This window comes from Synechococcus sp. H70.2, assembly GCF_047462275.1.
GTDB lineage: Bacteria > Cyanobacteriota > Cyanobacteriia > Thermostichales > Thermostichaceae > Thermostichus.
In genome coordinates, this window is record NZ_JANSIU010000012.1 from 30056 (window position 1) to 56826 (window position 26771).

A 26771-nucleotide genomic window follows, 5' to 3' on the forward strand; every position below is an offset into this window, starting at 1 on the left:
AATGGCCGCCGCCGAGCCGGCCGATTCCGGGGGGTGCGGGCGGGGGGGGCTCGTGGGGCCCGGGGCTGGGCAGGGGATCCCGCCGGAGCGGCGGGGGGTGGGGCTGGTGTTTCAAGATTTTGCCCTGTTTCCCCACTTGGACGTTTTGGCCAATGTGATGTTTGGCCTCCGACCCACTCATGGGACTGGGGCAGGGGCGCAGCGGAGCCATCGCCCTCCCCTGACGGAGTTGCGAAGTACTGCCCAACAGGCGCGGGAACGCGCTTACGAGGTGTTGCGCTTGGTGGGCCTAGAAGACTATGCCCACCGCTATCCGCACGAGCTCTCAGGCGGTCAGCAGCAGCGGGTGGCTCTGGCCCGGGCTTTGGCCCCCAGGCCCAGGCTCATCCTTTTGGATGAACCGCTGAGCAACTTGGATGTGCAGGTGCGCTACTATTTGCGGGAAGAGATCCGCAAAATCCTCAAGCAAACGCAGACCTCGGCCATTTTCGTAACCCACGACCAAGAGGAGGCCCTCTGCCTCTCTGACTGGGTGGCAGTGATGCGGGAAGGCCGCATTGAGCAATGGGGATCCCCGGAGGAAGTCTATCGGGAGCCAGCTACCCGTTTTGTGGCGGAATTCATCACCCAGGCCAACTTTCTGCGCTGTGAGCGGCGGGAGTCTGGTTGGCAAGCTGAGGAGCTGCTGCGCATCCCCTTCCAAGCTCTCCAGGATCAACCCGACCCCAATCTGCGCTGGGGAGAGCTGATGATCCGCCAGGAGGAGCTGCGTTTACACCCTGATCCCCAGGGGGGCGTGATCATTCGGGACCGGCAGTTTTTGGGGCGGGAGTATCGCTATTGTCTGGTCACAGAGACGGGCAAGGAATTGCATGCCCTGGCGCGGGAAGCATTGCCAGTGGGCAGCCGGGTTCGGATTACCGTCGAGCAAGGCCGCCTGTTTCCCATCTCTAACCCTAGGGTGCTGCCAAGCAATCCAGCAGCAAGAGCCTTGCCTGCAGCCGGATAGGCCTCTCAGGCTTTTAGAGAAGGGAGGAGGGAATCTGTATTTGGGGGGATCCGCTTCGTCAGACTCCGTATATAGTAGGGGGATGAGGCAGGATCTCCCCTCAAGAGAGGGGGAGCCCGAGAGGGGTACAGAAGCCCTTGGGTGGGTGGAGTTTCAACTTGCAGAGGAAGCCACATCCCTAGCCCCAACAGGGTTGAGGAGCCTCCTTGGCTACAGGCTGTCGGCTATCTCGCCCCCTACCCACAAGGAGAAGGCACAATGCCGGGAATAGAGAGGAAAATGATGCGCAGTCATGCAGTGCAGCCTTTGGGATCCCTTTGCCGCCGTGCAGCTGAAGCCAGCGGGCGGGTCGCCATTGCAATAGCGGTGCGCAGCACCCTTTTGTTGGGGCTGGCGGGAGTGAGCTGGGGGGGGATTGCCCCTTTGCCTCCAGGAGAGTTCCTGTGGGCTCAAGCGGTGGCAGCTCCCCTTAGTCGTCAAGAAGTAGCAGAGCGGCTGAATCTGGTGCCAGTTTTTGCCATTGTGTCGCAGAACGGCACCCCTGTAGTTGCCAACGTAGAGCGGGAGGGTCGCACCATCCAGGTTGCTTCTTTTTGGCTAGATCGGAACCAAGCCCAGCAAGCCTTGGAGCAGGTGAAAGCCAAAAACCCTGAGATAGGCAAGCAAGCCCAGGTGGTGCCCATCCCCCTAGGCTACGCCTATGAGAAATCGGAGGAGGAGCGGGCTAAAAATAGCAACCTGTACTTCGAGGTCGTGCCCCGCCCTAGCGATGTGGAGGCAGCCAAGCAGGTGCTGAAAGAAACAGGGCAGGAGGTGCCACCCGAGGCAATTGGCGTGCCTCTGTTCTATGGCCGCTCCCCGGAGGGGCTGTTGACCATCGAGCAGGATGGCCAGGAGGTGGTGCCTTTCTTCTTCGACCGCAACGATCTAAAAGGGGCTTTGGAGCGGGCGGCAGCGCAAAACCCCGAGGTGGTTGGCAAAACCCAGATTGAGGTCACTTCCTTGGCTATTGTGGTGGAGCGCATGTTGGCCCCTGACGCGCAAGAGGATGTACAAAAGATTGCCTTCATCCCACCGCGCGCCTCACTGGAGTACGTGCAATCGTGGATACGCGCTGCAACTCCCCAGCCCAATTCCTCTGCCACTCCCCAGCCTCAGCAGCGCTGAGCCAACCCCCGCCAGGATCCGCCTTGGCCCAGGTGCAGCAATTGCTGGCCTGGCGGGCCCAAGCTCGGCAGGAGGCCCAGGCTGCTGGTATTTCGCCTCAGGAAGTGGATCTCCTACTCAAGGAGCGGCTGGGCTGGGGGCCACTGGAGCGGCTGCTGGGTCGGCCGCTGCTTGGGAAGGAGGATCCGGTTGCCGAGGTGGAGGCACTCTGGCGACGTCGGCTAGAGGAGCGTATCCCCCTGCAATACCTACTGGGCAAGGTGGAGTGGGCAGGGCTAAGCCTGCGGGTAACGCCAGCAGTGCTGATCCCGCGCCCGGAGACTGAGCTGCTGGTGGAGCAAGCCTCTCTGTGGCTGCAGGCCAACCCTCTGCCGCCAGGTTCCCTTTTTGCTGACTTGGGCACGGGCAGCGGCGCCATTGCCATTGCTTTGGCCCACAAGCACCCCCAGCTGCAGCTTCTAGCGGTGGACGTGAGCCCAGCAGCCTTGGCCGTGGCGGCAGCCAATCTAGCCGAGCATGGCTTGCAGGAGCGGGTGCAGCTGCTCGAGGGATCCTGGTTTGCGCCTTTGGATCCCTGGCGAGGTCGGCTGCGCGGCCTCGTCTCCAACCCCCCTTACATCCCTACTGGGGAACTAGAGCACCTCATGCCTGAGGTGCGGCTGCACGAGCCGCGACAGGCCCTAGACGGGGGGGAAGATGGGCTGACCCACCTGCGGCTGTTGGTGCAAACTGCACCTGCTTACCTAGCCCCCCACTCCTTTTGGGCGGTGGAGGTGATGCAGGGTCAAGCGCCTTGGGTGGCCGAGCAACTGCGGGCGCAGGGGTGTTACCAGAAAATCCAGGTGCACCGAGATCTAGCGGGAATTGAGCGGGTAGTCAGCGCCTGCTTTGTCGGGTAGAAAAAATGGAGAGCGGCGTTGCCGGGTTCCAAAGGGGCCAAAGCCGCTGACGACAAGTTTGCCTCTTCAGGTGCGCAAAGCCTTGCCTGCCACCCCACCCGATCCTCCCCCTTCCCTGACTCCTCCTCCCGAGCAGGAGGGGATGGACTGGCGCTTTGCCTTTGAGCGCTCTGAGGTCATGCGCGCTTTTCAGCAGGAGCTGCTGGTTAGCATTGGCCACGAGCTGCGCAACCCCCTCAGCAGCCAGATGGGATCTCTGCAGCTGGTGTTGTCCAATCTGTGCGACTCTCGGGAAGAGGAGCGAGAGTATCTCCAAAGCGCCAAGGAGGCGGGGGAGCGCCTGCTCCAGCTATTGGAAGAATACACTCGGCTGGCCCGCCACGACCTGCCCATTCAGCCCCTGCGACCAACGCCAACCCGGCTGCGGCCTCTGTTGCAAGATGTCTACAGCCTCACTCGCCTCCAGGCCCAGGATCAGGGCATTCGCTACGACTGGCCTGCCCTCCAGCCCTCTTTGCTGCCCGAAAGCCTTGCTGTTTGGGCGGATCCCCATGGCCTGGTGCAGGCGCTGCTGGGCGTGTGTCGCTGGGGTATTCGCACCCTCTACTACGGCTCAATAGCCCTAAGCACCTATCCTGCTGGGAAGGAGCACCTCTATCTCGAGTGGAGCCTGGAAGGGCGGTGCCGCCTGCCCCTTCAGCCCCAAGAGAGCGCTGCCTGGCGGGTGAGCGAGCGGCTTCTAAGAGAAATGGAGGGCCATCTGGAACTTTGCGAGAGCGGACTCTACCGCTCTAGCATCAGGGCAACGCTGCGCCTTGCCTAAGGCTTAACCTTCGCGGCGCAAGGCCATCTCTGCCCGATCCAGTTGCATCAGCACTCGCTCTAGCTTTTCCGGCTCCAGCGGCCGATCCGAGGTGCGGTAGTGGGAAGCTACCGTGTTGAACACCGTGCGCAGGGTGGTGAAGGAGGGCAACTTGTTGTAGCGAGGACCATGGTAGCGCCCTGCAAATTCTTGGATGGCCTCCATGATCTCTGCCCGCGCCTCCTCCGGCTTCAGGACAGGATCCCCTTCCAAGAGAGCAGTGCGCAGCGTTTGGATTATGGTCATGCTGTCTTCGTAATACTTGCCAGTGAGACGGGCTGCTTGAGCCCCTGGGATCGCCCAGCCCAGGACGAGGGTTACCGACAGGAGCAAGCCGACAAGGCGTAGAATCAAGGTCTTTAGCATGGGGAATCGGATGTAACCTATCTTTAAGCTAAGCATAGGTTACGGTGAGAGCAAAAGAGGAACCCCCGAGAGGATGTCGTCCCCCATCTTTAGCCACTGGCTGCCAGCGCTGGCCCCCTACCGCTCCCATGCCATCATGTTAGGCATGATCTTGGGATTTGCCTGCGCCCACAGTGGGCTGGCCTATTTGCGCCCCTGGGGAGAAGCGTGGCTAGGAGCGCGCCTGTACCGCCTTTTCTTTGTCTTGGTTAGTCTTAGCTTGGCCCCCCTGTTGCTCATCTACTTTTCTAACCACTGCTACGACGGCGTGATCCTGTGGAATCTGCAAACTGTCCCTGGGATCCACACCGCCGTTGTCCTCTTATCTGGGCTCTCGTTTTTCTTCTTGTATCCGGCCACGTTCAATTTGCTGGAGATCGCCGCCATTCGCAAGCCGGAGCTGCACTTGTTTACAACTGGGATCATCCGCCTCACCCGCCATCCCCAGCTAGTAGGTCAGGTCATCTGGTGTGCGGCCCACGCGCTGTGGATTGGCTCTAGCTTCATGGTGGCGACCTCCCTTGGTCTTATTGCCTACCACCTGTTTGCTGTCTGGCACGGGGATTACCGCCTGGAGCGCAAGTACGGCCAAGCCTTCCGCGACCTCAAAGCCCGCACCTCCGTAATCCCTGGCTTGGCCATTCTGCAGGGGCGCCAACAACTGCACCCGCGCGAGTTTCTCCGCTGGGCCTACCTGGGAGTGTTGAGCTTTGTTGGGATTCTTTATGCTTTCCATTCGCAACTGGTTTCTGCAGCTAGCAAAGTTGCCTGGTAGCATGATCCCAAACAACTGCTTTAGTTTGGGAGCGATGATCTTGCCAGTTGCTTTAGATGCTTTTAATCAAGAACTTTTGACAAGTGATGGGTTGGTGTTAATGGAGTTTGGCGCCCCTTGGTGCAGTTTGTGTCACTTCGTTCAACCGCTTATCGACCGCCTTGCCTCGGAATGGGAAGGAGCCGTGGAGGTAGTGCGGGTAAATGTGGATCACAATTTTTGGCTACCGCGCCGCTATCGGGTGCGCTCACTGCCGACCTTAATTTTGTTTGAGAAAGGTCAAGAAGTACAAAGGCTGGAACACTTTACCAGCCGCGACGATGTGCTCCGCCGCTGCGAGCAGTTGTTGCTGGCCCATCTGCGCTACCCCTCCTCGCGAGCCTGCTCCTTGCTGGAGCCCCAGGCGCCACCGCCGGGGGTGTAGAGGGTTACCACATCACCAGCTTTCAGGGGGCGGCTGATCTTACTGGGGAGGGGCTCCCCATTGACAAGGTTGATCCCCACCTGGCCGGGCCCGCCCCCCTCTTCTCCTTGAGGAGCGTAGTGGCGGCGATCGGTGAGGAGAGAAAGGGTACAGTCCTGCAGCACCTGGAGGGAGCGAATCACTCCCCAGCCACCTCGCTGCTGTCCAGTGCCTCCAGAATCCTGGCGCAGCTCGTAGCGCAGCACCCGCAGGGGGTACTCCAGCTCTAGAGCTTCAATGGGGGTGTTGAGGGTATTGCTTAGGCCCACATGCACGCCATCCAGGCCTGGCCGCTGCCGGCTGGCTCCCTGGCCGCCCCCCAGAGTTTCGTAGTAGGTGAAGTGGCAGTTTCCCAGGACACAGTTGTTCATGGTACCCTGCCCCTGGGCAATGGCCCGGGATCCGGCCACTGGGGCTAGGGCCTTGAACACCACATCGGCAATGCGCTGCGAGGTTTCCACGTTGCCTGCCACCACTGCCGCCGGAAATTGGGCATTGACCAGGGAGCCGGGTGGAGCCACGATCTCAATGGGCTCCTCCAGGCCAGCATTGCTGGGGGCAGTGGGATCCAACAGGCAGCGTAGAGCAAAGAGCACCGCTGAGCGGGTCACGGCCAGGGGCGCATTCAGGTTGCCCGCTGTGGCGGGTGCCGTACCGCTGAAGTCCACCCGCAGCCTCTCCCCCTGCACCTCAATCTGCACCTGGATGCGGAGTAGCTGGGGCGGATCCCCCTCCCCTTCCAGCCAATCTGCAGCCGTGTAGACCCCATCGGGCAGAAGGCGGATCTGGGCCTGCATCCGCCGCCGACTGTAGGCAATCACCTCTGCAATCAACTGCCACGCCTCCTCTTCGCCAAAGCGAGCCAGCAGCTGGCGAAACCGGCTTGCCCCCACCACACTGGCTCCTACCTGAGCCTGGAGGTCTCCACGGCGCTGCTTAGGATTGCGCACGTTGGCCAGGATGAGGCGCAGCAGATCCCCCTGCCAGTGCAACTCTCCTTCTGGAGAAAACCTCGCTAGCCGTACTGGCGGGATTACTAGCCCCTCTTGCCAGATCTCGGTGGAATCGGCGGGCATGGAGCCGGGACGCATCCCCCCAATGTCGGCATGGTGGGCGCGGTTCACCGCATAGGCACAGACCTGGCTGGGATCCCGCAGCGCGGGAATAGCCGCCACCACGGTGATATCCGGCAGGTGGGATCCCCCTTGATAGGGATCGTTGAGGACAAACACCTCTCCCGGCTGGGGAGTGGCTGCCACCACTGCCTGCACCGCCTGCCCAAGAGCGCCTAGGTGAACCGGAATGTGGGCCGCCTGGGCAATACAGGTTCCTTGGGCGTCAAACAAGGCCGTGGAGCAATCCCGCCGTTCCTTGATATTGGCTGAGTAAGAGCCGCGAATGAGGCAGGCCCCCATCTCCTCGGCAATCCCCGCCAGAGCATTGGCCATGACCTGCAGGCGGATGGGGCTGGGTAGGGAGTAGCGGCTATCCATAGAAGCTTCGGCGCAGCCAAAGCACCAGTTGGCGGATCCCTTGCCAGAACTGCAAACGGCGCCGCCAGCGGTCAAGGGCAGTACGATTTGCTTGCAGGCGCGCCCGCAGGTGGAGGAGCTCAGCTGAGGTGGTGGCCAAAGCCCGTTCTGCAACCACTTGCCAACTCTCTAGAGCGCGCTCCGTAACCCAAAGCGCTGCCCGTAAGCGCAAAATGGGGCGAAGTAGAGCTAGCAGGCCAAGAAACAACAGCCCATTGAGGGCGCAAGCCACCCAGGCTGTCCCTGCTGAGCCCAACTCAGGGGTCACCAACTTACCGCTGCAGCATTAGGGGGCGCAACACGCGGCCATCCCCAACTACCACTACTGTAGACAGGACCTGCCCGCCGCGCCGAAAGGTAATCGGTACCCGTTGGCCCACAGGGGTATTTTGGATGATCTGCTGGACATGCTGCACCGAGGTAACCCGCTGCCCGTCGACCCCAAGGAGGATATCGCCCTGAGCTAGACCAGCTTGGTGGGCCGGCCCATTTTGCAGTAGGCCAACCACCCGTACCCCTTGCACTCGAGGGGCAGGGCCAAACAGGCGACGGCTGATGGCACCTTGAGCCATCTGCTCGTCAACTGTTTCAATGGCAACCCCAATGAAGCCGTTACCTGCAACGGCGGGGGCAGGCGCCACTTCAAAGCTGTCAACCTCAACCGTGGGGCTGGAGAGGGTGTAAGCTTCAACCCCAACCCAGTCACAGGGATAGGCCAGAACAGCCTCTGCCAGCAAGAAGGAGGCGGGCAGGGCGAGGGCAAGCTTAGACAGATGGGCTGGTTTCTGCATAGTTTGACCCTAGAGATGGCAAAGAAGGAGACATGGGTTTGCTTCCGCAGTGCGCTCGACTGGAGCAGCGGAAGCCTTGACTGGGCAGCTTGCACCGCCCTCCCCTCAGTGATAAACCCAAAAGCCACAACTGTCGATAGGTCAGGCCGTTAACCTCTGGGGAATCTGCCCCGTTTTGACCCTCAGCTGGGTCTGGAATCTTCCCAACACGCCCCGATCCGAGAGGCTAGGGGGAACTGCGCTCTCGCATGGCCTCCACAAGGAGCTGGGCCACTTCGGGGCGAGAAAACTCTGGCGGCGGCACTTCGCCACGGCGCAGCATTTCTCGCAGCTTGGTGCCTGAGAGGTGAATGCGCTGGTGGGGCTGGCTGGGACTGGTCTTGACCGTGGCCATGGTGCCGGTGACTGTGCAATAGAAGGCGTGTTCAAACTTGAGAGGGATAATCCCCAGCTCTTCGGGCCGGAACTCGTCGAAAATGTGCTGGGCGTCATAGGGGCCGTAGTAGTTGCCTACCCCAGCGTGATCCCGGCCCACGATGAAATGGGTGCAGCCGTAGTTTTTGCGAACAAGGGCGTGGAAAATGGCTTCCCGTGGGCCGGCATAGCGCATGGCCGCAGGGTTAATGGCCAAGATCACCCGCTCTTTGGGGTAGTACTTTTCAATCAACACCTCATAGCAGCGCATGCGCACCTCGGCAGGAATGTCGTCGCTTTTGGTGGCCCCTACCAGCGGGTGGAGGAATAAGCCGTCCACAATTTCTAGAGCGCACTTCTGGATGTACTCGTGGGCGCGGTGGATGGGGTTGCGGGTTTGAAAACCAACAATCGTCTTCCAGCCTCTTTCCCGAAACAGTTGCCGCGACTGAACGGGATCAATCTGGTAGGCCGGAAAAAGGGGGTGGGGATCCCGCTGCAGGAGGGTGACAGGGCCGGCTAAGTAAACGGATCCCTGTTCGTAGAGCACCTTTACCCCTGGGTGTTGTTCGTCCGTAGTGCGATAGACCTGCTGCGCCTCACGGGTTTTGTCGTAGGTAAACTTCTCGGTCAGTTCCAGCACGCCCAAAAGCCTGCCCTCAGCATTGGCTAGGGCAACGGTTTGCCCTTCCTTGAGCTCGGCAGCTATTTCCTCCGCAACTGGCAGCGTAATTGGCAACGACCAGGCCAGCCCGTTGGCCAAGTGCATTGTTTCCAAAACCGAATAGTAATCTTCCTGCCCCATGAAACCCGTCAGCGGGCTATAGCCCCCAATGGCAATCATCTCCAAATCCGATTGAGCCCGCTCATTGAGGCGGATAACAGGGCAGTGCTGGGCCTTGGAGCGGAGCTCCTCCGCCTGCTCAGGGGAGGCAATGCGGTTAATCAGAGTGCCTCCGTGGGGTGGAATGGCATCGCCAGCAACAGTCATCTTTGCCTGGGAGGAAGTCATAGCGTGAACCAGGGATCCCTAACCATACACCCCCCTTTCCCTAGGCGCAATGCCGAACTGCTGGGACAACTGGCCCTACAGCCGGCGGGGGGCACCCGATTGGCCTAGTCCAGCATGTGGGGGGGCATGTCTTTGTCAGTGGGCGACACATTGTCAAAGATAGGCCGATTCAGGATCTTCTTTTGCGCCTGCAGCGGGGAAGGAGGGGCTTGCGGCTTAACTGGAAGTCTGGCCTGCCCTTGGCGGCTTTGCAGTTCCTGGATGGTTTTGGCCCGCTCCTCCGCCACTGCCTGTAATTGGGCTAGCGCCTTTTGCAACTCGTCCCGGTGGGCTGTGACTTGCTCGAGTTGAGCTTGCAAGGTGGAGATTTTGCTTTGGTATTCCTGAAGCTGCCGTTGGGCCTCCGCCAACTGGCTTTTGAGGGCTTCGAGTTCCGACGTTTCTGCTGCAGACATTGCTGTTTCCTCACGTCCAGGGGTGGAGGTGGAGTCTGACTCGGTTTTAGCGCTCGCCCTGACCCTACGCCGAACTTTGCCGGAGCGACGAGGGGATCCTCCTGCAGAAGCAAACAGGCTACGCTCAGATCCAGTCACAGGAGCACCTCACGTTCAACCAATTGCCGTAAGCGCTGACACACCGCCGCTCCAGGCCGGTAGTCCATCACCGTCAGGCCATAGTCGAAAGCTGTGCGCAAATCACTACTATCTGGAATAGTAACGGGTGAGAGGACATCCGCAAAAATCTGTTGCGCTTGCACATACAATTGCCCAGTATGGGATCTTGACCAGATGCCCCCTGGCAGGTAGCGATCATCCAACATGGTGAGGATGGCGCGGGCCTGGCTCAGCTCGCCCTTAAGGGTCTCGATGTAGCGCAGGGTAACTTCGGTGCAGGAGAAATCGGCGCGGTTGAGCCGTGTTGGGATCAGCACCCGCTGGGCTGCCCGTAGGGCATTGGCGGTGAGGGCATTCAGCTCCCCTGGCGTGTCAAGAAAGATAAAGTCGTAATCCGACCGCAAGGGATCCAATTGGCGCTGCAGGAGGTCTTGGCCTGCCTCTCCAGCAGCCGCCAGGTAGGCCGCCACTTCGGCCATGGTGCTGTGGGAGGGCGCCACGTCCACACCCTTGTCGGTGCAGTAGATAACCTCCTCCAGAGGCCGCTGATGGTGGGGATGCAAGCTGGCCCAAACCGTTTCCTCAGGAGGAAGGGATCCCGCCTCTTCTAGGTAAAAGCTGCTGGCAGTCCTTTGGGAGGTGAGATCAACCAGCAAAACGGAGTGACCCCGCTGCGCCGTTAACTGGGCCGCGTGGACGCAGAGGGTGGACTTGCCGGTACCTCCCTTGGTGTTGGTAAAAGCCAGGATGCGGGCCATCAGCTTCCCCAAACTTCCGGTTTCCCCGCTGGGGTCAGGCGCCCCCGCCGCAGTCTATGCTATTGGGTGTAGCCTGGTGGAGGACAACCATGCGCGATGTACTGGCGATCATCTTAGGCGGTGGGCGTGGCACCCGCCTCTATCCTCTAACCAAGCGCCGCGCCAAGCCGGCTGTCCCTCTGGCAGGCAAGTATCGCCTCATCGACGTTCCGGTGAGCAATTGCATCAATTCCGATATCGACAAAATCTACGTCCTCACCCAGTTCAACTCCGCTTCCCTTAACCGCCACATCATTAACACCTACCGCATGTCCCCCTTCACAGGCGGCTTTGTAGATATCTTGGCGGCCCAACAAACGCCCGATAACCCCGACTGGTTTCAGGGCACGGCTGACGCCGTTCGCCAATATCTCTGGCTGATGGACTCCTGGAAGCCACGGGACTTCCTGATCCTATCTGGGGATCACCTCTACCGCATGGACTACCGCCCCTTCATTCAGTATCACCGGCAAACGGGAGCCGATGTGACGCTGGCGGTGCTCCCCTGCGAAGAAAAAGTGGCCTCCAGCTTTGGTTTGCTGAAGATCGACGCCGAGGGACGCGTTATCGATTTCAAGGAAAAGCCGCAAGGGGAGCTGCTGGAGGCCTGCCGCGTCGATACCCAAGTCCTCGGCCTAGATCCGGAAGAGGCCAAGGCCAAACCCTACATCGCCTCCATGGGGATCTACGTCTTCCGGCGGGAAGCCCTCATCGAGATGCTGCAAGTGAAGGACCATACCGACTTCGGCAAAGAGGTGCTGCCCTCAGCTATTGGCAAATACCACCTGCAGGCCTACCCGTTCAAGGGCTACTGGGAGGACATTGGTACCATCGAGGCTTTCTACCGAGCCAACCTGGCGCTGGTGCAGCACCCCAACCCGCCCTTTAGCTTCTTCGACAGCGAAATGCCCATCTACACCCGCCCGCGCTTTCTGCCTCCCAACAAGATCCTCGACTCCCACATTGTCAACTCTATGATTGCCGACGGCTGCATCATCGAAAACGCCCAAATTCGCAACTCCATCATTGGCATTCGCAGCCGCATAGAGGCCAACACTGTTATTGAAAACACGCTGGTCATGGGGGCCGATTACTACGAGTCGGCAGAAGAGCGGCGGGCCAAGCTGGAAGCTGGGATCCCGCCGGTGGGCATCGGGGCCAACTCCCACATCGCCAACGCCATCGTGGACAAGAACGCCCGCATCGGGCGCAACGTCCGCATCATCAACAAGGATCACGTCAGCGAAGCGCAGCGGGAAGAGGAAGGGATTTGGATTAGCAACGGTATTGTCACCATCATTAAGGACTCGGTGATCCCGGACAATACCATCATCTAAGCAAGCTTGGGGAGCCCGCCGGCAAAAGCTGAGGAGGCGATGTTAAGGAAGATGTAGAAAAATTAGGCAACTTTTGCCATTACAATAGGTTATTACCTGGAATCTTTAAAACGATTTGAGATCACTAGAGCGTGCCTAACAAGATTGTTTCTGTTGCTGACCTGGAAGTATACGATCCGCAATTCATTGCCCGTTACTATCGCTGGCGTCTGCCCCAAGTGATTGCTCGGGCCCTAGCCATTCTCGGCCCTCTCTTATGGTTTGTCCTCTGTTTGCGCTGGGATCAGCTGTGGGGGCAGGGCGATTGCAAGGTGCCCCAGCGGGCAGAGCAGCTGCGCAAACTGCTCACCGACCTAGGACCGACGTTTATCAAGGTGGGGCAGGCCCTCTCCACGCGACCCGACTTGGTGCGCAAAGACTACTTGGAAGAGCTGACCAAGCTGCAGGATCAACTGCCCAGCTTTCCTTCTGAGGAGGCATTTGCCTGTATTGAGGCGGAGCTAGGCCGCCCAATTAGTGAGATCTACGCCCAGATCTCGCCTGAACCAGTGGCTGCGGCTAGCCTGGGGCAGGTTTACAAGGCGCAGTTGCACAGTGGCGAGTGGGTGGCAGTCAAGGTGCAGCGGCCCCGCCTACGGGAGCAGCTGAGCCTGGATCTCTACCTTATCCGCTGGGCCTCCACCTGGCTGGGCCCTTGGTTGCCCTTGAACCTGGGCAACACGTTGACAGCGGTGGTGGATGAATTTGGTTACAAGCTCTTTGAGGAGATCGACTACCTGCAGGAAGGACGGAACTGCGAGCGCTTTGCCGAATACTTTCGCGGCGATCCAAATGTGTATGTGCCGCGCATCTTCTGGGCCTACAGCACCCGTCGGGTTTTGACCCTGGAGTGGATCGACGGCATCAAGCTCACCGATGTGGAGCGGATTCGGGCAGCCAACTTAGAGGTCAAACAACTGGTGCGCATCGGCGTGGTGGCCGGCCTGAAGCAGTTGCTGGAATACGGCTTTTTCCATGCCGATCCCCATCCGGGCAATCTGTTTGCCCTGCCCGATGGACGGCTGGCCTACATCGATTTTGGCATGATGGATCAGCTCACGGAAGAGATGAAAGAATACCTGGTGGACGCACTGGTTCACCTGGTGGATCGCGACTACAACGCCCTCATTGACGATTTTATCCATCTAGGTTTTTTACAGCCGGATGTTAACCGCCAAGAGCTGATCCCTGCTCTGGAGAAGGTGTTGGCGGATGTGCTGAGCCAGGAGGTGGGCAACTTCAACTTCAAAACCGCCACCGACCAGTTCTCTGATTTGATGTACCGCTACCCCTTTCAGGTGCCCTCCCACTTTGCGTTGGTGATCCGCTCTTTGGTTACCCAAGAGGGAGTGGCCCTCAGCCTCTATCCCCAGTTTCGTATCGTAGGCGTGGCCTATCCGTACGTGGCCAAGCGCCTGCTAACGGATGAATCCCCTCGGATTCGCCAGCGGCTGCTGCAAGTGCTGGTTAAAGATGGCAAGTTCCGCTGGGACCGCCTGGAGAACCTGATTCAAGTTGCCCGCAGTGATGGTGACCTGGACTGGATCTCTACTACCCGCCTGGGCTTGCACTACCTCCTGTCAGAGGAAGCGCGGGAGCTGCGCCGCCAGTTAGTCCTCTCGCTTACCGAGGATGACCGCCTTCACTTCGAGGAGTTGCAGCGGCTGTGGCGGGTGGTCAGCCCTGACTTGTCTCCAGCTCACCTTTGGCAAGCCGCCCTAGCCTCCTTGCCCTTGACCAAGAGACTGGAGACACTCCTAGCTAGGTTGAGGGAGCAGGTGCAAGATCAACTGGAAAGTTTAAGCCACTGGCAACTCCCCCAGCTCTGGCCTAGATTGCTGGCAGGGGTGGGGCAAGAAAGCTAGAACGGAAGAAGAGAAACTCAATCCTCTGGAAGGCAAGGGTGGCAGATCAGCAGAACGATTTCATGGCCGGTGTGGTAACCGGGGCGGTGGTGGGAGGGATCCTGGGCGGGATCATCGGGTTTGTGCTTGCGCCCAGGCTAGGCAAGGGCCCTGCTGAGGGCCAACACCAGGATCCAGACCGCCCTAGGGGCACCGCCACGACCCCTAAACGCCCCCGCCGCCAAGCGGAGGCAGTTGGGTTCAGAGAATGGGAGCAGGAGGCGGAACGAATTGCCCAGGCTCGCCGCACCCTTGAGGCCAAAATTGCTGAGCTCAATGAGGCCATTCAGGCCACGCGGGCACAGTTGCTCATCAAGGAAACTTCCCCCGGGGCTATTGAGGAAAAGTCTTGAGCAAAGGATCCCTGCCCATGCCAAACTAGAGGCGGCGGAGGTCCTGCCGGCGCTATCCGGGGCCGAATGCCATTGAGATCCCAGGGCAGGCCCGCCTCTATTGAGTCGTTTCCCCTTCTCCAGTCATGATGCTCAGCCACCTATTGTCCTCTCCTGCTGGCATGGACGGTCTCACCCTAGGGTTGGTCTACAGCAGTGCAGCGTCTTTGCTGTTGCGCTCCCTTTACCAGTTCATTGTCATTTACAATGCCCTGCTGATTGTGCGGATTTTGCTGAGCTGGTTCCCGCAATTGAACTGGTCCAACCCCATCCTGTCAGTGCTTAGCCAGCTTACGGATCCCTATCTCAACCTCTTCCGCGGCATTATTCCCCCCATCGGCGGCTTGGACTTCTCCCCCTGGTTAGCTTTCCTTCTGCTGAGTTTTGCCATGCAGGTGGTGGGCCAGTTTGCCTAGTTGCGGGACCACCCTGCAGATCCCTGGCCCTGCTCCCTACTGGCTGCTAAACGCCCAAGTTTCCGTCTCAGTGCTCAAAGATGCGGTGCCAGGGACTACCCCCAAGGGAGCAGCCACTGGGATCCCACCTCAGGGGATCGCGAGCGTAGCAGGTGTGTCCACACCCACCTGGACAAGGGGCACGTGTGGCCGCGCACCTCCAGCCCCAGCGGCACTTTCGCTGGGGCAGTTCGAGATGGAGCAGACCTACGCCGGCAGATGGGAAAAACGTTGGGAGGACGGTTACCGCCGCTGCACCTTTGGCTTGCACTGCAGCTGTGTCCATAGCTTGCAAGCAGTAGGCACCCCCTTGGTCTGCGAGGGCCCCTAGGCGGGATCCTGGGCGGGGTGGCGGTGATGGGGCCGAAGCCGGATGGGTGCCCTGGCCAAGGAGCGGGGGCTGGATTTCATGCGGCTAGGACGGATGACCCAGGATCCCTCACCTTGAGACCTGTGGCAGCGGCAACTCTGCGCCATGAGTTTTCGGGACAGGGTTGGCAGGTGGCCCACCAAACCATGGCTCTGTTTGCAAGACCGTCGCCTGGGCCAAACGCCCCGCTAGCAGGAAGTAACACTGCTGCACGAGCTAAAGGCCCTAGGCGTGTTGGTGGGGATTGCCAGGAACTCCCTTCCACAGCTTTGGGGATGAGGTTGGCCATGATCCTGAGGAAGGTGACCAAACCAAGGAATTGCGCTTTGAGGTCCACCATCCGCAATTTGGCCTTACAGCATGGGGTTGAGGCTTAAGGGACGTTAGCCACGAATAAGGATAGGCAAGGTTTTCGGAAGAGCTAGAGGCAGCTTGTTGGAGAGGCCAATCCCAGCGCGCCGTTTACGCCCAGACCAAACTGAGATCGGCAACGAAGCCGGGGAGGACGGGATCCCCTTCCAGACAGGCGGGCCGCTCTAGGATTTGGGGGGGCTGGCCTGGGCGATAGACGTAGACCCGCTGGCTTTCCGGGTCAATGAGCCAGCCCAGCTGGGAGCCATTCTCAAGGTACTCCTGCAGCTTGGCCTGCAGAGTGGCCAAGTCATCCGTAGGGGAGCGCAACTCCAGCACAAAATCTGGACAAAGGGGCGCAAAGCGGCGCCGCTGCTGAGGGGTAAGCTGCTGCCAGCGCTCCTTGGCCACCCAGGCGGCGTCCGGAGAGCGAATGGCCCCATTGGGCAGGGCGAAACCGGTGGAGGAGTCGAAGACCAGTCCTAAGCTCGTGCGTCGGTTCCACTGCCAGAGCTGCCCCAGCAGATCGGCACTGCGAAGTCCGCTCTCACTGCCAACAGGAGCCATGGCAACTAGCTCCCCCCGGGCAGTACGCTCCAAGCGCAGCTCAGGGTTCTGCCGGCAGAGCTGCTCAAAGACTTCATCAGTCAACTCCAGGCTGGGCCGTAGGTTAAGCGCGATCATAGGCCAGTTCCCTGGGAACTGTTCCCAGACCAAACTGAGATCAGCAACGAAGCCGGGGAGGACGGGATCCCCTTCCAGACAGGCGGGCCGCTCTAGGATTTGGGGGGGCTGGCCTGGGCGATAGACGTAGACCCGCTGGCTTTCCGGGTCAATGAGCCAGCCCAGCTGGGAGCCATTCTCAAGGTACTCCTGCAGCTTGGCCTGCAGAGTGGCCAAGTCATCCGTAGGGGAGCGCAACTCCAGCACAAAATCTGGACAAAGGGGCGCAAAGCGGCGCCGCTGCTGAGGGGTAAGCTGCTGCCAGCGCTCCTTGGCCACCCAGGCGGCGTCTGGAGAGCGAATGGCCCCATTGGGCAGGGCAAAGCCAGCAGAAGCGTCGAAGGCCACGCCAAGCTGGGTTTGGCGGTTCCATTGCCAGAGTTGGGCGCTGAGGCTCAGGTTTTGGCGACTGCTTTCACTGCCAACAGGAGCCATGGCAACTAACTCCCCCCGGGCAGTGCGCTCCAAGCGCAGCTCAGGGTTCTGCCGGCAGAGCTGCTCAAAGACTTCATCAGTCAACTCCAGGCTAGGCCGCAAGTTGAGGGAGATCACGGCTTAAGGGATCCTGTCCCGCTAGCGCTATTGTAGTTGCTTGGGATCCCTCACCCCCAGCTTCTCCCCTAGGAGGAAAGGGGGGTAAATTGTTGCTGTTTGCCCCAGGGAGGCTGCAGCTTAGCCCGTTCCTCAGCGGTTCTCGCTCTGGGCAGTTTAGCCCTCTCCCCTGGAGGAGCGGATGGCCTCAGTGAGCACCCTCCCTTGCCCCCAGGGCTTTAGCTGCTTCAATTGACCCAATTGGTGGGTTCGCCCAAGCCGTTGCTCCCAGCGAGTTGTAGTTGACCCTCAGGTGGGCTCCCTCCAGGCTCGCTGGTGGTGACCACAATTTGCCCTGCCGGATCTCCTTGGGCTCCTTCCGATCCCTGCCGCCCCCTGAAGGGTAACTTCTGCCTTCGGTTGCCCCACAGCCAGCTGGGTCCTCAAAAGTTCACCAGCTTGTGCTAGCGTCCACCGGCAGCCAACATCTCGCCCTAGTTTTGCAAAAGCTTGCCTTCTGCCCCCACAAGTCGCTATGCTACCGCCCAGGTTGAGGCATCCTTCGGTGGCAAGTCAGCAACTGCGGGTTTACGTCCCTCCCCATCCGCTCATTAGGCACTGGCTAGCTGTGGCCCGAGACAGGGAGACTCCCATGCCTCTTTTTCGCACGGCCTTGGTGGAGTTGGGCCGCTGGCTGACCTATGAAGCGATGCGGGAGTGGATCCCAACCCAGAAGGTGCAAGTGCAAACGCCTTTAGAACCGGCTCTAGCGGAAGTCATTGACCCCAAGGTGCCGCTGGCCATTGTGCCTATCCTGCGGGCTGGCCTGGCCATGCTGGAAGGCTGTCAAGCCCTTTTGCCCCAGGCGCGGATTTTTCATGTGGGCCTGGTGCGGAACGAGGAGACGCTGCAGGTCAGTTGTTACCTCAATCGCCTGCCAGAGCAGATCCCTGCGCAGATGCGCATCCTCATCCCTGAGCCGATGTTGGCCACTGGGGGTACTTTGCTCTGGGTTTTGGATGAGCTAAAAAAACGGGGGGCAGATCCTAGCCTAGTGAGAATTGTCAGCGTCTTGGCCGCTCCGCCAGGGCTGCAGCGACTGGGATCCCGTTACCCGATGGTGCAAATTTTCTGCGCCATGATTGACGAGCGTCTAAACGACCGAGGGTTTATCCTGCCTGGGTTGGGAGATGCTGGGGATCGCGCTTTCGGCACCTGATCCCTGCCATAAAGCAAAGCTAGGAGCTGGGCTCTACCGCTAGTAGCGGCTGGGCGGGGCAGCAGGGCGTAACCTTTGGCAAGGCCACTCCGGGCGCTTCACTTCTGGCAAGGCTGTTAGATGATGGGAATGCTGGCCGCCTGTGTCCTAGACCCCAGGGATCCGCTTTGGACTCCTCGGGCTAGGAGCCGTCTGATCTAGCTAATTCCACAGGTGCCAGTGCCTTTTCCCTTCCTGGACCTATGCGACTTGTCCTCACCAGTTTGGATGGCAGCCTTTTGGATCTGGAGTCCAACAGCTATGGGGCTGCTCGGCAAGCTTTGGCGGCTCTGGAGCGTCGCTCCATTCCCTTGGTACTCTACAGCCTGCGTACCCGCGCTCAACTGGAACATCTGCGTCGGCAACTGCACCTAGAGCATCCCTTCATCTGCGAGGACGGCTCCGCCATTTATGTTCCCGAACATTACTTTCCCACAGGCATTTTGGATGAGCACTGGCAACACCGCCCTCCCTACTATGAGTATGCCCTGGGGCTGCCCTATTCTCGCTTGCGCCAGATCCTGCAGCAGGTGCGCCAAGATTTCCAGCTGGACTTGATTGGATTTGGCGACTGGACGGCTTCAGAGCTGGCAGCGGCCACCGGGATCCCTTTAGAGGAAGCAGAACGGGCACAACAGCGCGAGTACAGCGAGATTTTCAGCTATTCCGGGGATCCAGCCACGCTGAGAGTAGCCTTTGCCCAACAAGAGGCCACCCTCAGCCAGCACCAGCTGCGGCTGCGTCAGCTCCACCTTCCCAGCCCTTCGCACTGGTATCTCACTGGCTGGAAGTGGATGCATTCAACCCCAGCAGCCAGTTTCTGGCCTGGAGAAGAGGCGGTGCGGTTGCTTCTCGACTGCTACCAGAGACACTTGGGCCCGGTCAGGGCTCTGGGCATTGGCTGTTCCCTGCCCGATCTGGCCTTTTTGCGCTGGGCGGAGCGGAAAGTCGTGCTTCCCAGCCCAATTGCGGGTAGTCTCTGGAGTGAGGCCATCCGCCTTGGGGGGCCAGGGATCCAGTTAGCTCCCCTTCCCGGCCCGGAGGGGTGGAACGAAGTGGTGTTGAGGTGGCTGGAGGAAACCGATCATGGCAGCGAGTAGCAGTAGAGAGGCCGCCGTCCTCGGCCTGAAAGCTGTGGGATTTCTGCTGAGCTGGGCGCTGGGACTGCCCGCCTCTGCCCAGCCGCCTATGAATCTGCTCACCGGGGAGCCGACGGTGGCTCAACTCAAGGAAGATGCAGCCCGCTACCTACAGATGGGCTTTCACACTCTAGCTATTAACGCCTACCGGGCCGCCCTTGAGCTAGAAGACAAAACTAGGGTTCTCCCCAGTGAGCGGGATCCCGACGTGCCCTTTAACCTCGGCCTGATCTACGCTCGCCAAGGCAAGCTGGCGGAGGCGCGAGCTGCCTTCCAACGCTCAGTGGAGGTGGATCCCACAAGTTTCAAGGCCCGCTACCAACTGGCTTTGGTGGATCTCAAATTGGGGAACCTCGTGGAAGCCAAACAGCAGCTCACCCTCCTGGCCCACGCCGCCCGCAGCAACCCCGAAACCTATAGCCACATCCAGTCCTTGCTGGCCCCCTTGGAGTCGGTTCCTCTGCCTGGCCAACAGACTAACAACCCCGCCCCTCCCCTAACCATCGATTCGGAGGGGGACAAATTTGCGCTTGAAGTCGAGAAAAACCAAAAAGTTGCCCCGCCAGAAGCAACTCTAGAAAAGCAGCCAGAAGAAGAGAAACCTCTCTCGGCCTTGCAGCGGCTACGTCGGCGGGAGCTGGACTAGATCCCTCCCTGTCCAAACCAGCAAGCAATTGGGAATAGATAGCTACGGCTCAGGAAGAAGAGCCGGCAATCCCCAGAGGACTGTTGGGAGTGCGGCTCTCCCTAGCGGGTCTGGCACTCAAGGCGGGATTAAAAAGGATTAAAGAAAGCTGCTATAACCTACGGGAGCAGCAGTAGAATCCTTCTGGCAAGGTAGCAAAGACGGGATCCCTTCATGAAAGATTTCTACCGCGAGCTGGAAACAAAGCCTGACGCGACCCTTGAAGAAATTAAAGAGAACTACAGGCGGCTTGCCAAAGAGTATCACCCGGATCGTCTCCCTCCCGGTACACCGGACAAGGCTCGACAATACATTGAAGAAAAGTTTAAGTCCATTCAAGAGGCCTACACGATACTCAGTGACCCTGTCAAGCGAAAAGCCTACGACTCTCAAAGGGCTTCCCAGGCTCCGCAGACCAAAGGGAGCGAGTATAGCCCAGGCCTGAAAGCCAAACCCAGCTATAGCACCCAAGACGGCAGCACTTGGCCGTTCGACCCTGACAAGATACAGAAAGCTGCAAAGGAAATAGAGCGTCGCAAGGAAAGTATCGAAGTTAACTACAATCAAAAGATAGAGCAAGTGAAGTCCGAGCTAAGGAGAAACCTTATTTCAATCGGCATTAAGGAAGAGGATGCCAGAGTTGATTATGCCTTCCTTACTAAGGATGAAAACATACGGAACTGCCTTTTCTCTTTGTTTTTGGGCTTTTTGGCTTTCTTAGGAGGCTGGGGAGCGATTGGTACTATACTTGTAATCATTGCCTTTGCATTTGCTTGGTCAGCATTTTCTGACAGGTACAGTAAAGCGCAAGTGGAGACAGCCAAAAGTTTTCAAGAAAGGGCGAAGTCAAAAATCGCCCTACATGAGAAAGAAAAAAGTGCGGAACTCACTCAACTTCAGCTTTACTACAGGAGCAGGATCGACTACTTTAAGAGTCTCTCCCTTGAGTCTTTATCCCCTGAGTTTATAAGCGGGCTTAGCGGAGAGGATCAGCTTTTTCTATTGACGGCGATAAAGGAAAGAGCGGACGCTGAGAAGCTAAAGGAGGATCTGAAGCTGGCGGCTGGAGTCGCTGTTGGTATTGGCATACTGGCAGTTCTATTTGGTTTAGGCGGTGGATTCTACCCCCATTGATCCTAGGCCAGCAGGAGGAGCAAAACCTTAGAGTCCAGATTCTCAGGCGAGCTCCTCGGTGGCAAAACCAGACTTTGCCACTCTTGGTAGCTGAGACCAAGCCGAGTCATTTCAGTGATTTCGTATCTGTAGCCTTCCAGTCTCCTGTCCAACTCGATCATAGACTGGGCAGTCGCTATAACTTGATTTGCGTTACTGAGGATAGCTTCTCTCCGAGGAGGATCCCAAACTATGGGATCCCAGATTATCCAACCGCCTGTATCAATCAAAGATGGGGCAATGATTGCCAGGATGGCATTCCTAGATCTTAGTGGTATGCTATCAGTCCAGGATTTAATGCTTTGTGAGTTGAAAATAGCTGGTCGTATATATTCGTCAAACAGCTTACTCGCATCCGATTCACCCTTTACATACTTGAGAATCTCCACAACGCTTGACAAGCTGACTCCTTGGCAATCTCTGTGAAGATATCCTGAAGGATTTTCAGTCAACAAAAGCTTGACATACTTTCTAATACGGGGTTCTAGAACTTCCTTGGCCTCCGCCAGGCGCTTCAGAGCCATCTCATGCTCCTCCAGCTCTAAGTAACATTTAATCTCTGTAACATAGACTAAAGATAGGATTAAGATGTACTCGCGAGCCAAAATGCCGTTGTTCTCGTTCCAATTGGAATCCCACGCAGCTTGATAATAGTGCTCAGCCTCAAGCAGAGGCTGAATGACCTCGGTTACTAATCGCTTCCTGTTGGTCTGGGAAGACATCTTCAAAGCTATTTCTGCAACGTTAATAGCAGACTTAGCCTTAGCAAGGAGCGATCTATCTATCTTATCCTTGAGTTCTGAGATAGATTGTTGAAGATTTTGAATTCGAGAATCGATTTGATCGAGCTTAGAGATAACGACCGCAAAGCCTATGGCAGACAAACCCAGGTTAGCCAGACCAAGAGCAGTATTAAATTGGGTTAAGCCTAAGACAGTGTTTAGTTTATTGCCAATGTCGATTAGTCTTAGGTTGATCTGCCTCAACTGAATGTTGGCAAGGATCCCGTTGATGATATCCACTCCCGGGATCCAGTTGCCAATGCTATTTGCGAGTGTCAAGCCCCCTGTTTCTCTCAGCCAGGCCACCACCTGCTTAGAAGCCACTTCTCGCACCACGCCGCCTACGCGCTCGTAGGTTCCATTCTGCAGGCCTTTCAGGATGGCTTCGGGAATCTCTAGGATGACTTGCTCGGCAACCATAAGTCAGGAGACCCTTGCGCTTGCTGCCGCTAAACTAGCACAGAGAAAACCCTCTGAAAATGCCTGCACTTGGAGAGTTGGCCAAGGCTTATTCTCAGTTGCAAGGGTAAGAGCTTAGCATGGAGATCCAGCCTCTCTCGCTGTTGCGTTGCCGCTATGTCTAAGCCTGCCGGTCGACTGGTTTGGAACCACTCCACCCACATTTCTGGGCTGATCCCTGTCCTGGAGCGCCTGACTCGACAACCGGGCATTAAAACTGTAACGCCGGGCGCCTTGTCCTGCAGTCGGGGGCGGATCCCTCAGTTGCAGTTGCGGATTTCCGTGCCCATTCGAGGGGGATACAAGTTGGTGGCCCGCAAGGGCAGCAGCGTGCAAGAGGTGTTTGTGGTCACTGATCTGAGCCAGTCGGAGCTGGAAGCAGCAATTCGCCGCTGTCTGGAGTAGGTTTGTACTCTGGGCGCGCTATGTCCCGTGCTAGCCTCAAGCCTGCCCGCATCAGCGCCGTCCTACCCGGATCCCTGGCGGCAAAGGTGGGCATTCAGCCGGGGGAGGCGCTGGTGAGCATCAATGGCGAGAAACCCCGCGACCTCATCGACTACCGTTTCCTCATTGCTGAGGAATATCTCTGCCTGGAGATCCTAGACAGCCAGGGGATCCCGCGCACCGTTGAGCTGGAAAAAGACGTGGACGAGGATCTGGGGCTGGAGTTTGAGACGGCTTTGTTCGATGGTCTCATCCAATGCAACAACGCCTGCCCCTTTTGCTTTATCGACCAACAGCCTCCTGAGATGCGGGCAAGCTTGCACCTCAAAGACGATGACTACCGCCTCAGCTTTCTCTACGGCAGCTACCTCACCCTCACCAACCTGACTGCTGCCGAGTGGGATCGCATTGCCCGCCTGCGCCTTTCTCCCCTCTATGTGTCGGTCCATGCCACCGACCCCCAGTTGCGCAGCCGCCTGCTCAAAAACCCGCGCGCTGGCTTGATCCTGGAGCAGTTGGCCTGGTTTCGCCAACACCGCCTGCAACTGCATGCCCAAGTGGTGGTTTGCCCAGGCTGGAACGATGGGGAGCAGCTAACTCGCACCCTTCTGGACTTGGCCGCCTTTGGCCAACCCATTGAAGGGATCCCGACCGTCCTCTCGGTGGCGGTGGTACCGGTGGGGCTAACCCGCTTTCGCCCTCCCCATGATGAGCTGATCCCAGTGGATGCTGCCAAAGCGGCGGAGGTGATTGATCAGGTGGAAGCGCTGCAGGCGCAGTTTCGCCAAGAACTGGGATCCACCTTTGCCTGGCTGGCTGATGAGTGGTATCTGCTGGCAGGTCGGGAACTGCCGCCGGCAGAGCACTACGAAGATTACCCCCAACTGGGGAATGGGGTGGGATCCCTGCGCTTGTTCTTGAGCGAGTTCGATCAGGTGCAGCTGCCGGCTGGGATCCCTGCTCCCCTCAAAGTCCTCTGGGTGGTGGGCAACGCTGTGGAACAGGCCTTCCAGCCTGTGGTCAAGCGGATGAACGGCATTCGGGGGCTGCAGTTGGACCTGTTGCCCATTGCCAGCCAATTCTGGGGACAAACCCTGACGGTAACCGGGTTGTTGACAGGACAAGACATTCTGGGCGCTCTGAAATCCGTTGAAAACTTGGCAAGCTACGATGGGCTACTTTTGCCCCAGATTGCTCTTAAGGATGGGGAGCGCTTCTTGGACGATCTCACCTGGCAAGAGTTGCAGGCCCAAGTCGGGATCCCGGTGGTGCGGGTGGACGGGGGTCCAGCGGGCTTGCTGCAGGCGGTGCAGGGGCTAGGATCAAGGGCAGCTCCGGGCCAAGGACGGTGAGGCCATGCAGCGGTTGCGGCGAGGGCTGCTCCTGTTGCTTTGGATTGGACTGGGGATCCTAGCCATCACGGCTTTGGCGTCTTTCTATGTGGATCTGGCCTGGTTTGCTGAGCTGAACGCCCTGCCAGTGCTGTGGACACGGGTGATGGCTCGCTGGGGGCTAGGCCTGGGCGCCTTTGGCTTTGCCCTGGCAGCAGTGGGATCCAACATCCGCGCCTGCTGGCGGGGTGCAAACCCAGCCTGGGCCTGGGCCATTGCCCTGGGGTTGAGCGGCTGCTTGGCCTGGTCTCTTTCTCGGCACTGGTTTACACTGCTGCTCTGGCTGCACCAGGTGCCCGTCGGGGAGTCCGACCCCATCTTTGGCCGCGATCTGGGCTTTTTTCTTTTCGGCTTGCCCTTTTGGGAGACGCTGCAGCACTGGTGCTTCGAGCTGGTGCTGCTTACTTTGATCACGACAGCACTCATCTACCTGGTGGAGCTAGGGCTATCGGAGCAGCGGCTGACCCTGGCCCTTTCCCTGTTTGCCCAGCGGCACTTGCTGATCCTGGCGGGATCCCTGTTTTTAATTCGCGCCTGGGGCCACTGGCTGGATCGCTATGAGCTGCTCTACTCCACCCGCGGCGTTGTCTTTGGCGCTGGTTTTACCGATGTCCACGCCACCCTGCCAGCCACCACTCTAATGAGCGGGGTGGCTTTCCTGACGGCCATTGGCTTCTGGGTTTTGGCCCGCCAAGGGATCCGCCTCCGCCTTCCCTTTTTCAAATCCTGGTGCCCTGCCTGGGCCAGTTCCCTGCTGGCACCGGCTTTGCTTTGGGGGGCCTACCTGGGGTTTGGGCTGCTGACTACCCGGCTTTACCCGCAACTGGTGCAAACCCTTTTGGTCACCCCCAACGAGCTGGAGCTGGAGCGCCCCTACATCGAGCACAACATCCGCTTTACCCGCGCTGGCTTTGGCCTGACCGAGGTGGAGGTGAAACCCTTTCCAGAGGAGGGATCCCTGACGCTGGAAACCCTGCAGCAAAATCAATCCACCCTGCGCAACGTGCGCCTTTGGGATACGGAGCCCCTCTTGGTTACCTATCGCCAGCTGCAGGAGATCCGTCCCTATTACCAGTTTCCCGATGTGGATGTGGATCGCTACCGCATTGGCGGGGAACTGCGCCAAGTGATGCACGCTGCGCGGGAATTGGACTTTGCCCAGGTGCCGCCTGCTGCCCAAACTTGGGTTAACCAGCGGTTTTTCTATACCCACGGCTATGGCCTCACCCTCAGCCCGGTGAACGTAGTTACCCCAGAGGGGCTGCCGGACTTTTTTCTCTCGGATATCCCACCGCGGGTTTCTCCCCGCTACCCGGAGGTGGCGCAGGTGCTGCGGGTGGAACAGCCGGCTATCTACTACGGCGAGCTGACCACTACCCATGTGTTTGTGGGAGCCGAGGCAAGGGAGCTGGACTATCCCGCTGCCGATCGCTATGTCTACAGCAGCTACCGCGGCACGGGCGGCGTGCCCATCCCCCACTTCTGGCAGCGCTTTCTCTACGCCTGGCACTTCCGGGATCTGCGCATTCTTCTCAGCCGCGAGCTTTCCTCTACCACCCGCTTTCTCTATCGCCGCCAGATCCGGGAACGGGTGCGCCAGGTGATGCCCTTTTTGCTCTACGACCGGGATCCCTACCTGGTGATTCAAGGGGGCAAACTCTACTGGTTTTTCGATGCCTACACCACCAGCAGCCGCTACCCCTACTCGGAGCCTCTGCCCGGCTTCCCCTTCAACTACATCCGCAACTCCGTCAAGGCGGTGCTGGACGCCTACAACGGCAGCATTGACTGGTACATTGCCGACCCCCGGGATCCCCTCATCCAAGCCTACGCCCGCATTTACCCCACCCTGTTCCAGCCCCTAGAGGCCATGCCGGAGCCGCTGCGGCAGCACATCCGCTACCCCCAGGATCTCTTCCGCCTGCAAGTGCAGCAATTTGCCACTTACCACATGACGGATCCCCGTGTTTTCTACAACCGGGAAGACCAGTGGCAGATCCCCAACCAGTTCCGCAAGCAGCGGCGCCTTCCCATGCAGCCCCAGTACCTTGTCCTCACCTTGCCGGAGGAAAACCAGCCTGAGTTTGTCTTACTTTCCCCCTTCACTCCCCTCAACAAGCAGAACATGGTGGCTTGGATGGCTGCCCGCTGCGATGGGGAAAACTACGGCAAGCTGCTGGTGTATGAGTTTTCCAGGCAGCGCCTCATCTACGGGCCAGAACAGGTAGAGGCGCGGGTCAACCAGGATCCCGCCATTTCCGAGCAAATCGCCCTCTGGAACGAACACGGGTCGCGGGTGAACCTAGGCACGCTGCTGGTCATCCCCATCGAGACCTCGCTCCTCTATGTCCAGCCCCTTTATCTCGAGGCAGAACAGGGCCGCCTGCCCCAGCTTACCCGGGTCATCGCCGCCTACGAAGACCGGGTGGTGATGGAGCCAACCCTCAGCCAGGCCCTGGAAGCCCTCTTCTCCTCTACCGACAGCCGCCCCTCCAACCGCTGAGCCAGGATTCCTGAGGAAGAGTTGACAGAACTTAATGGATGGTTTAAGGTTGGGTTGTCAATCTTCGCACTTCCGCAGGGAAGTTAGGTCTTATG

Annotated in this window: 26 protein-coding genes and 1 pseudogene; 17 read left to right on the forward strand and 10 right to left on the reverse strand. The window is 58.9% G+C overall.

The genetic code is table 11. From position 1 onward, the window contains the following. From NW822_RS10500 to NW822_RS10515, 4 genes are all read left to right on the forward strand, one after another. Positions 1–1009, forward strand: a 1009-nt coding sequence (locus NW822_RS10500; RefSeq protein WP_414404392.1) for an ABC transporter ATP-binding protein, incomplete at its 5' end; no start/stop codon positions are given. Between the two features lie 282 nt (positions 1010–1291). Further along, positions 1292–2176 (forward strand): Tic22 family protein, encoded by an 885-nt coding sequence (locus tag NW822_RS10505; protein WP_414404393.1) that lies wholly within the window; start codon positions 1292–1294, stop codon positions 2174–2176. After that, positions 2113–3075: a peptide chain release factor N(5)-glutamine methyltransferase gene (gene prmC / locus NW822_RS10510; RefSeq protein WP_414404394.1), complete on the forward strand. Its 963-nt coding sequence runs from the start codon at positions 2113–2115 to the stop codon at positions 3073–3075. The genes NW822_RS10505 and prmC overlap by 64 nt, the downstream gene beginning before the upstream one ends. Before the next feature lie 70 nt (positions 3076–3145). Next, positions 3146–3898 (forward strand): sensor histidine kinase, encoded by a 753-nt coding sequence (locus tag NW822_RS10515; RefSeq protein WP_414404395.1) that lies wholly within the window; start codon positions 3146–3148, stop codon positions 3896–3898. A gap of 3 nt (positions 3899–3901) precedes the next feature. Here NW822_RS10515 and psb27 read toward each other — a convergent pair whose 3' ends face one another. Next, positions 3902–4303 (reverse strand): photosystem II protein Psb27, encoded by a 402-nt coding sequence (gene psb27, locus NW822_RS10520; RefSeq protein WP_414404396.1) that lies wholly within the window; start codon positions 4301–4303, stop codon positions 3902–3904. A gap of 73 nt (positions 4304–4376) precedes the next feature. Between psb27 and NW822_RS10525 the strand changes: the two genes are divergently transcribed. Both NW822_RS10525 and NW822_RS10530 read left to right on the forward strand, forming a co-directional pair. Then, positions 4377–5117 carry an NnrU family protein gene (locus NW822_RS10525; RefSeq protein ID WP_414404397.1) on the forward strand — a complete coding sequence of 247 codons (741 nt, stop codon included), beginning with the start codon at positions 4377–4379 and terminating at the stop codon, positions 5115–5117. Between the two features lie 34 nt (positions 5118–5151). Beyond that, complete coding sequence (locus tag NW822_RS10530) at positions 5152–5541, forward strand: thioredoxin family protein (protein WP_414362329.1); 390 nt, start codon at positions 5152–5154, stop codon at positions 5539–5541. Here the strand turns inward: NW822_RS10530 and NW822_RS10535 are convergent. The 6 genes from NW822_RS10535 to NW822_RS10560 form a co-directional block, all read right to left on the reverse strand. Continuing rightward, positions 5481–7073 carry a hydantoinase B/oxoprolinase family protein gene (locus NW822_RS10535; RefSeq protein ID WP_414362328.1) on the reverse strand — a complete coding sequence of 531 codons (1593 nt, stop codon included), beginning with the start codon at positions 7071–7073 and terminating at the stop codon, positions 5481–5483. The genes NW822_RS10530 and NW822_RS10535 overlap by 61 nt on opposite strands. After that, positions 7066–7380, reverse strand: coding sequence for a hypothetical protein (locus NW822_RS10540; RefSeq protein ID WP_414404398.1), 315 nt, complete (start codon positions 7378–7380; stop codon positions 7066–7068). The genes NW822_RS10535 and NW822_RS10540 overlap by 8 nt, the downstream gene beginning before the upstream one ends. 4 nt (positions 7381–7384) lie before the next feature. After that, positions 7385–7903, reverse strand: a complete 519-nt coding sequence (locus tag NW822_RS10545) for a PDZ domain-containing protein (protein ID WP_414404399.1) — start codon at positions 7901–7903, stop codon at positions 7385–7387. Positions 7904–8129: 226 nt separating this feature from the next. Beyond that, a complete protein-coding gene (gene sat, locus NW822_RS10550; protein ID WP_414362325.1) occupies positions 8130–9308 on the reverse strand; it encodes a sulfate adenylyltransferase in 1179 nt (392 codons plus the stop codon). A gap of 125 nt (positions 9309–9433) precedes the next feature. After that, a complete protein-coding gene (locus NW822_RS10555) occupies positions 9434–9784 on the reverse strand; it encodes a hypothetical protein (protein ID WP_414362324.1) in 351 nt (116 codons plus the stop codon). Between the two features lie 134 nt (positions 9785–9918). After that, the gene (locus NW822_RS10560; RefSeq protein WP_414404400.1) at positions 9919–10701 is read right to left on the reverse strand and encodes a ParA family protein; all 783 of its coding nucleotides are present in this window, start codon (positions 10699–10701) and stop codon (positions 9919–9921) included. 89 nt (positions 10702–10790) lie between these two features. Between NW822_RS10560 and NW822_RS10565 the strand changes: the two genes are divergently transcribed. From NW822_RS10565 to NW822_RS10580, 4 genes are all read left to right on the forward strand, one after another. Beyond that, entirely contained in the window at positions 10791–12077 is a 1287-nt protein-coding gene (locus NW822_RS10565) for a glucose-1-phosphate adenylyltransferase (RefSeq protein ID WP_414362322.1), read from the forward strand. 131 nt (positions 12078–12208) lie between these two features. Beyond that, complete coding sequence (locus tag NW822_RS10570) at positions 12209–13981, forward strand: ABC1 kinase family protein (protein WP_414404401.1); 1773 nt, start codon at positions 12209–12211, stop codon at positions 13979–13981. 38 nt (positions 13982–14019) lie between these two features. Continuing rightward, a complete protein-coding gene (locus NW822_RS10575) occupies positions 14020–14373 on the forward strand; it encodes a hypothetical protein (RefSeq protein WP_414404402.1) in 354 nt (117 codons plus the stop codon). Between the two features lie 161 nt (positions 14374–14534). Further along, positions 14535–14828 (forward strand): YggT family protein, encoded by a 294-nt coding sequence (locus NW822_RS10580; protein WP_414404403.1) that lies wholly within the window; start codon positions 14535–14537, stop codon positions 14826–14828. An 871-nt stretch (positions 14829–15699) separates the two neighbouring features. Here the strand turns inward: NW822_RS10580 and NW822_RS10585 are convergent. Further along, positions 15700–16272 carry a Uma2 family endonuclease gene (locus tag NW822_RS10585; RefSeq protein ID WP_414404412.1) on the reverse strand — a complete coding sequence of 191 codons (573 nt, stop codon included), beginning with the start codon at positions 16270–16272 and terminating at the stop codon, positions 15700–15702. Positions 16273–16320: 48 nt separating this feature from the next. Beyond that, positions 16321–16863 (reverse strand): annotated as a pseudogene (locus tag NW822_RS10590) (Uma2 family endonuclease); the annotation flags it as partial. Positions 16864–17377: 514 nt separating this feature from the next. Here NW822_RS10590 and upp point away from each other — a divergent pair. The 4 genes from upp to NW822_RS10610 all read left to right on the forward strand — a co-directional run bounded on the left by upp (position 17378) and on the right by NW822_RS10610 (position 21058). Continuing rightward, entirely contained in the window at positions 17378–18061 is a 684-nt protein-coding gene (upp, locus tag NW822_RS10595) for a uracil phosphoribosyltransferase (RefSeq protein WP_414404404.1), read from the forward strand. Positions 18062–18303: 242 nt separating this feature from the next. After that, positions 18304–19200, forward strand: coding sequence for a hypothetical protein (locus tag NW822_RS10600; protein WP_414404405.1), 897 nt, complete (start codon positions 18304–18306; stop codon positions 19198–19200). Then, a complete protein-coding gene (locus NW822_RS10605) occupies positions 19187–19885 on the forward strand; it encodes a tetratricopeptide repeat protein (RefSeq protein ID WP_414404406.1) in 699 nt (232 codons plus the stop codon). The genes NW822_RS10600 and NW822_RS10605 overlap by 14 nt, the downstream gene beginning before the upstream one ends. Before the next feature lie 213 nt (positions 19886–20098). After that, on the forward strand, positions 20099–21058 hold the full coding sequence (locus NW822_RS10610; protein ID WP_414404407.1) for a J domain-containing protein: 960 nt from the start codon (positions 20099–20101) through the stop codon (positions 21056–21058). Between the two features lie 2 nt (positions 21059–21060). On the opposite strand, the gene NW822_RS10615 is transcribed toward NW822_RS10610, so the two are convergent. After that, positions 21061–22299: a hypothetical protein gene (locus NW822_RS10615; protein WP_414404408.1), complete on the reverse strand. Its 1239-nt coding sequence runs from the start codon at positions 22297–22299 to the stop codon at positions 21061–21063. Positions 22300–22455: 156 nt separating this feature from the next. On the opposite strand from NW822_RS10615, the gene NW822_RS10620 reads away from it, so the two are divergent. Genes NW822_RS10620 through NW822_RS10630 form a run of 3 tightly spaced genes read left to right on the forward strand, consistent with a single transcriptional unit; the run spans position 22456 to position 26676 of the window. Then, positions 22456–22743 (forward strand): DUF2103 domain-containing protein, encoded by a 288-nt coding sequence (locus tag NW822_RS10620; protein ID WP_414362310.1) that lies wholly within the window; start codon positions 22456–22458, stop codon positions 22741–22743. A 20-nt stretch (positions 22744–22763) separates the two neighbouring features. After that, a complete protein-coding gene (locus NW822_RS10625; RefSeq protein WP_414404409.1) occupies positions 22764–24134 on the forward strand; it encodes a TIGR03279 family radical SAM protein in 1371 nt (456 codons plus the stop codon). A gap of 4 nt (positions 24135–24138) precedes the next feature. Further along, a complete protein-coding gene (locus tag NW822_RS10630; protein ID WP_414404410.1) occupies positions 24139–26676 on the forward strand; it encodes a UPF0182 family protein in 2538 nt (845 codons plus the stop codon). Positions 26677–26771 lie beyond the last annotated feature (95 nt).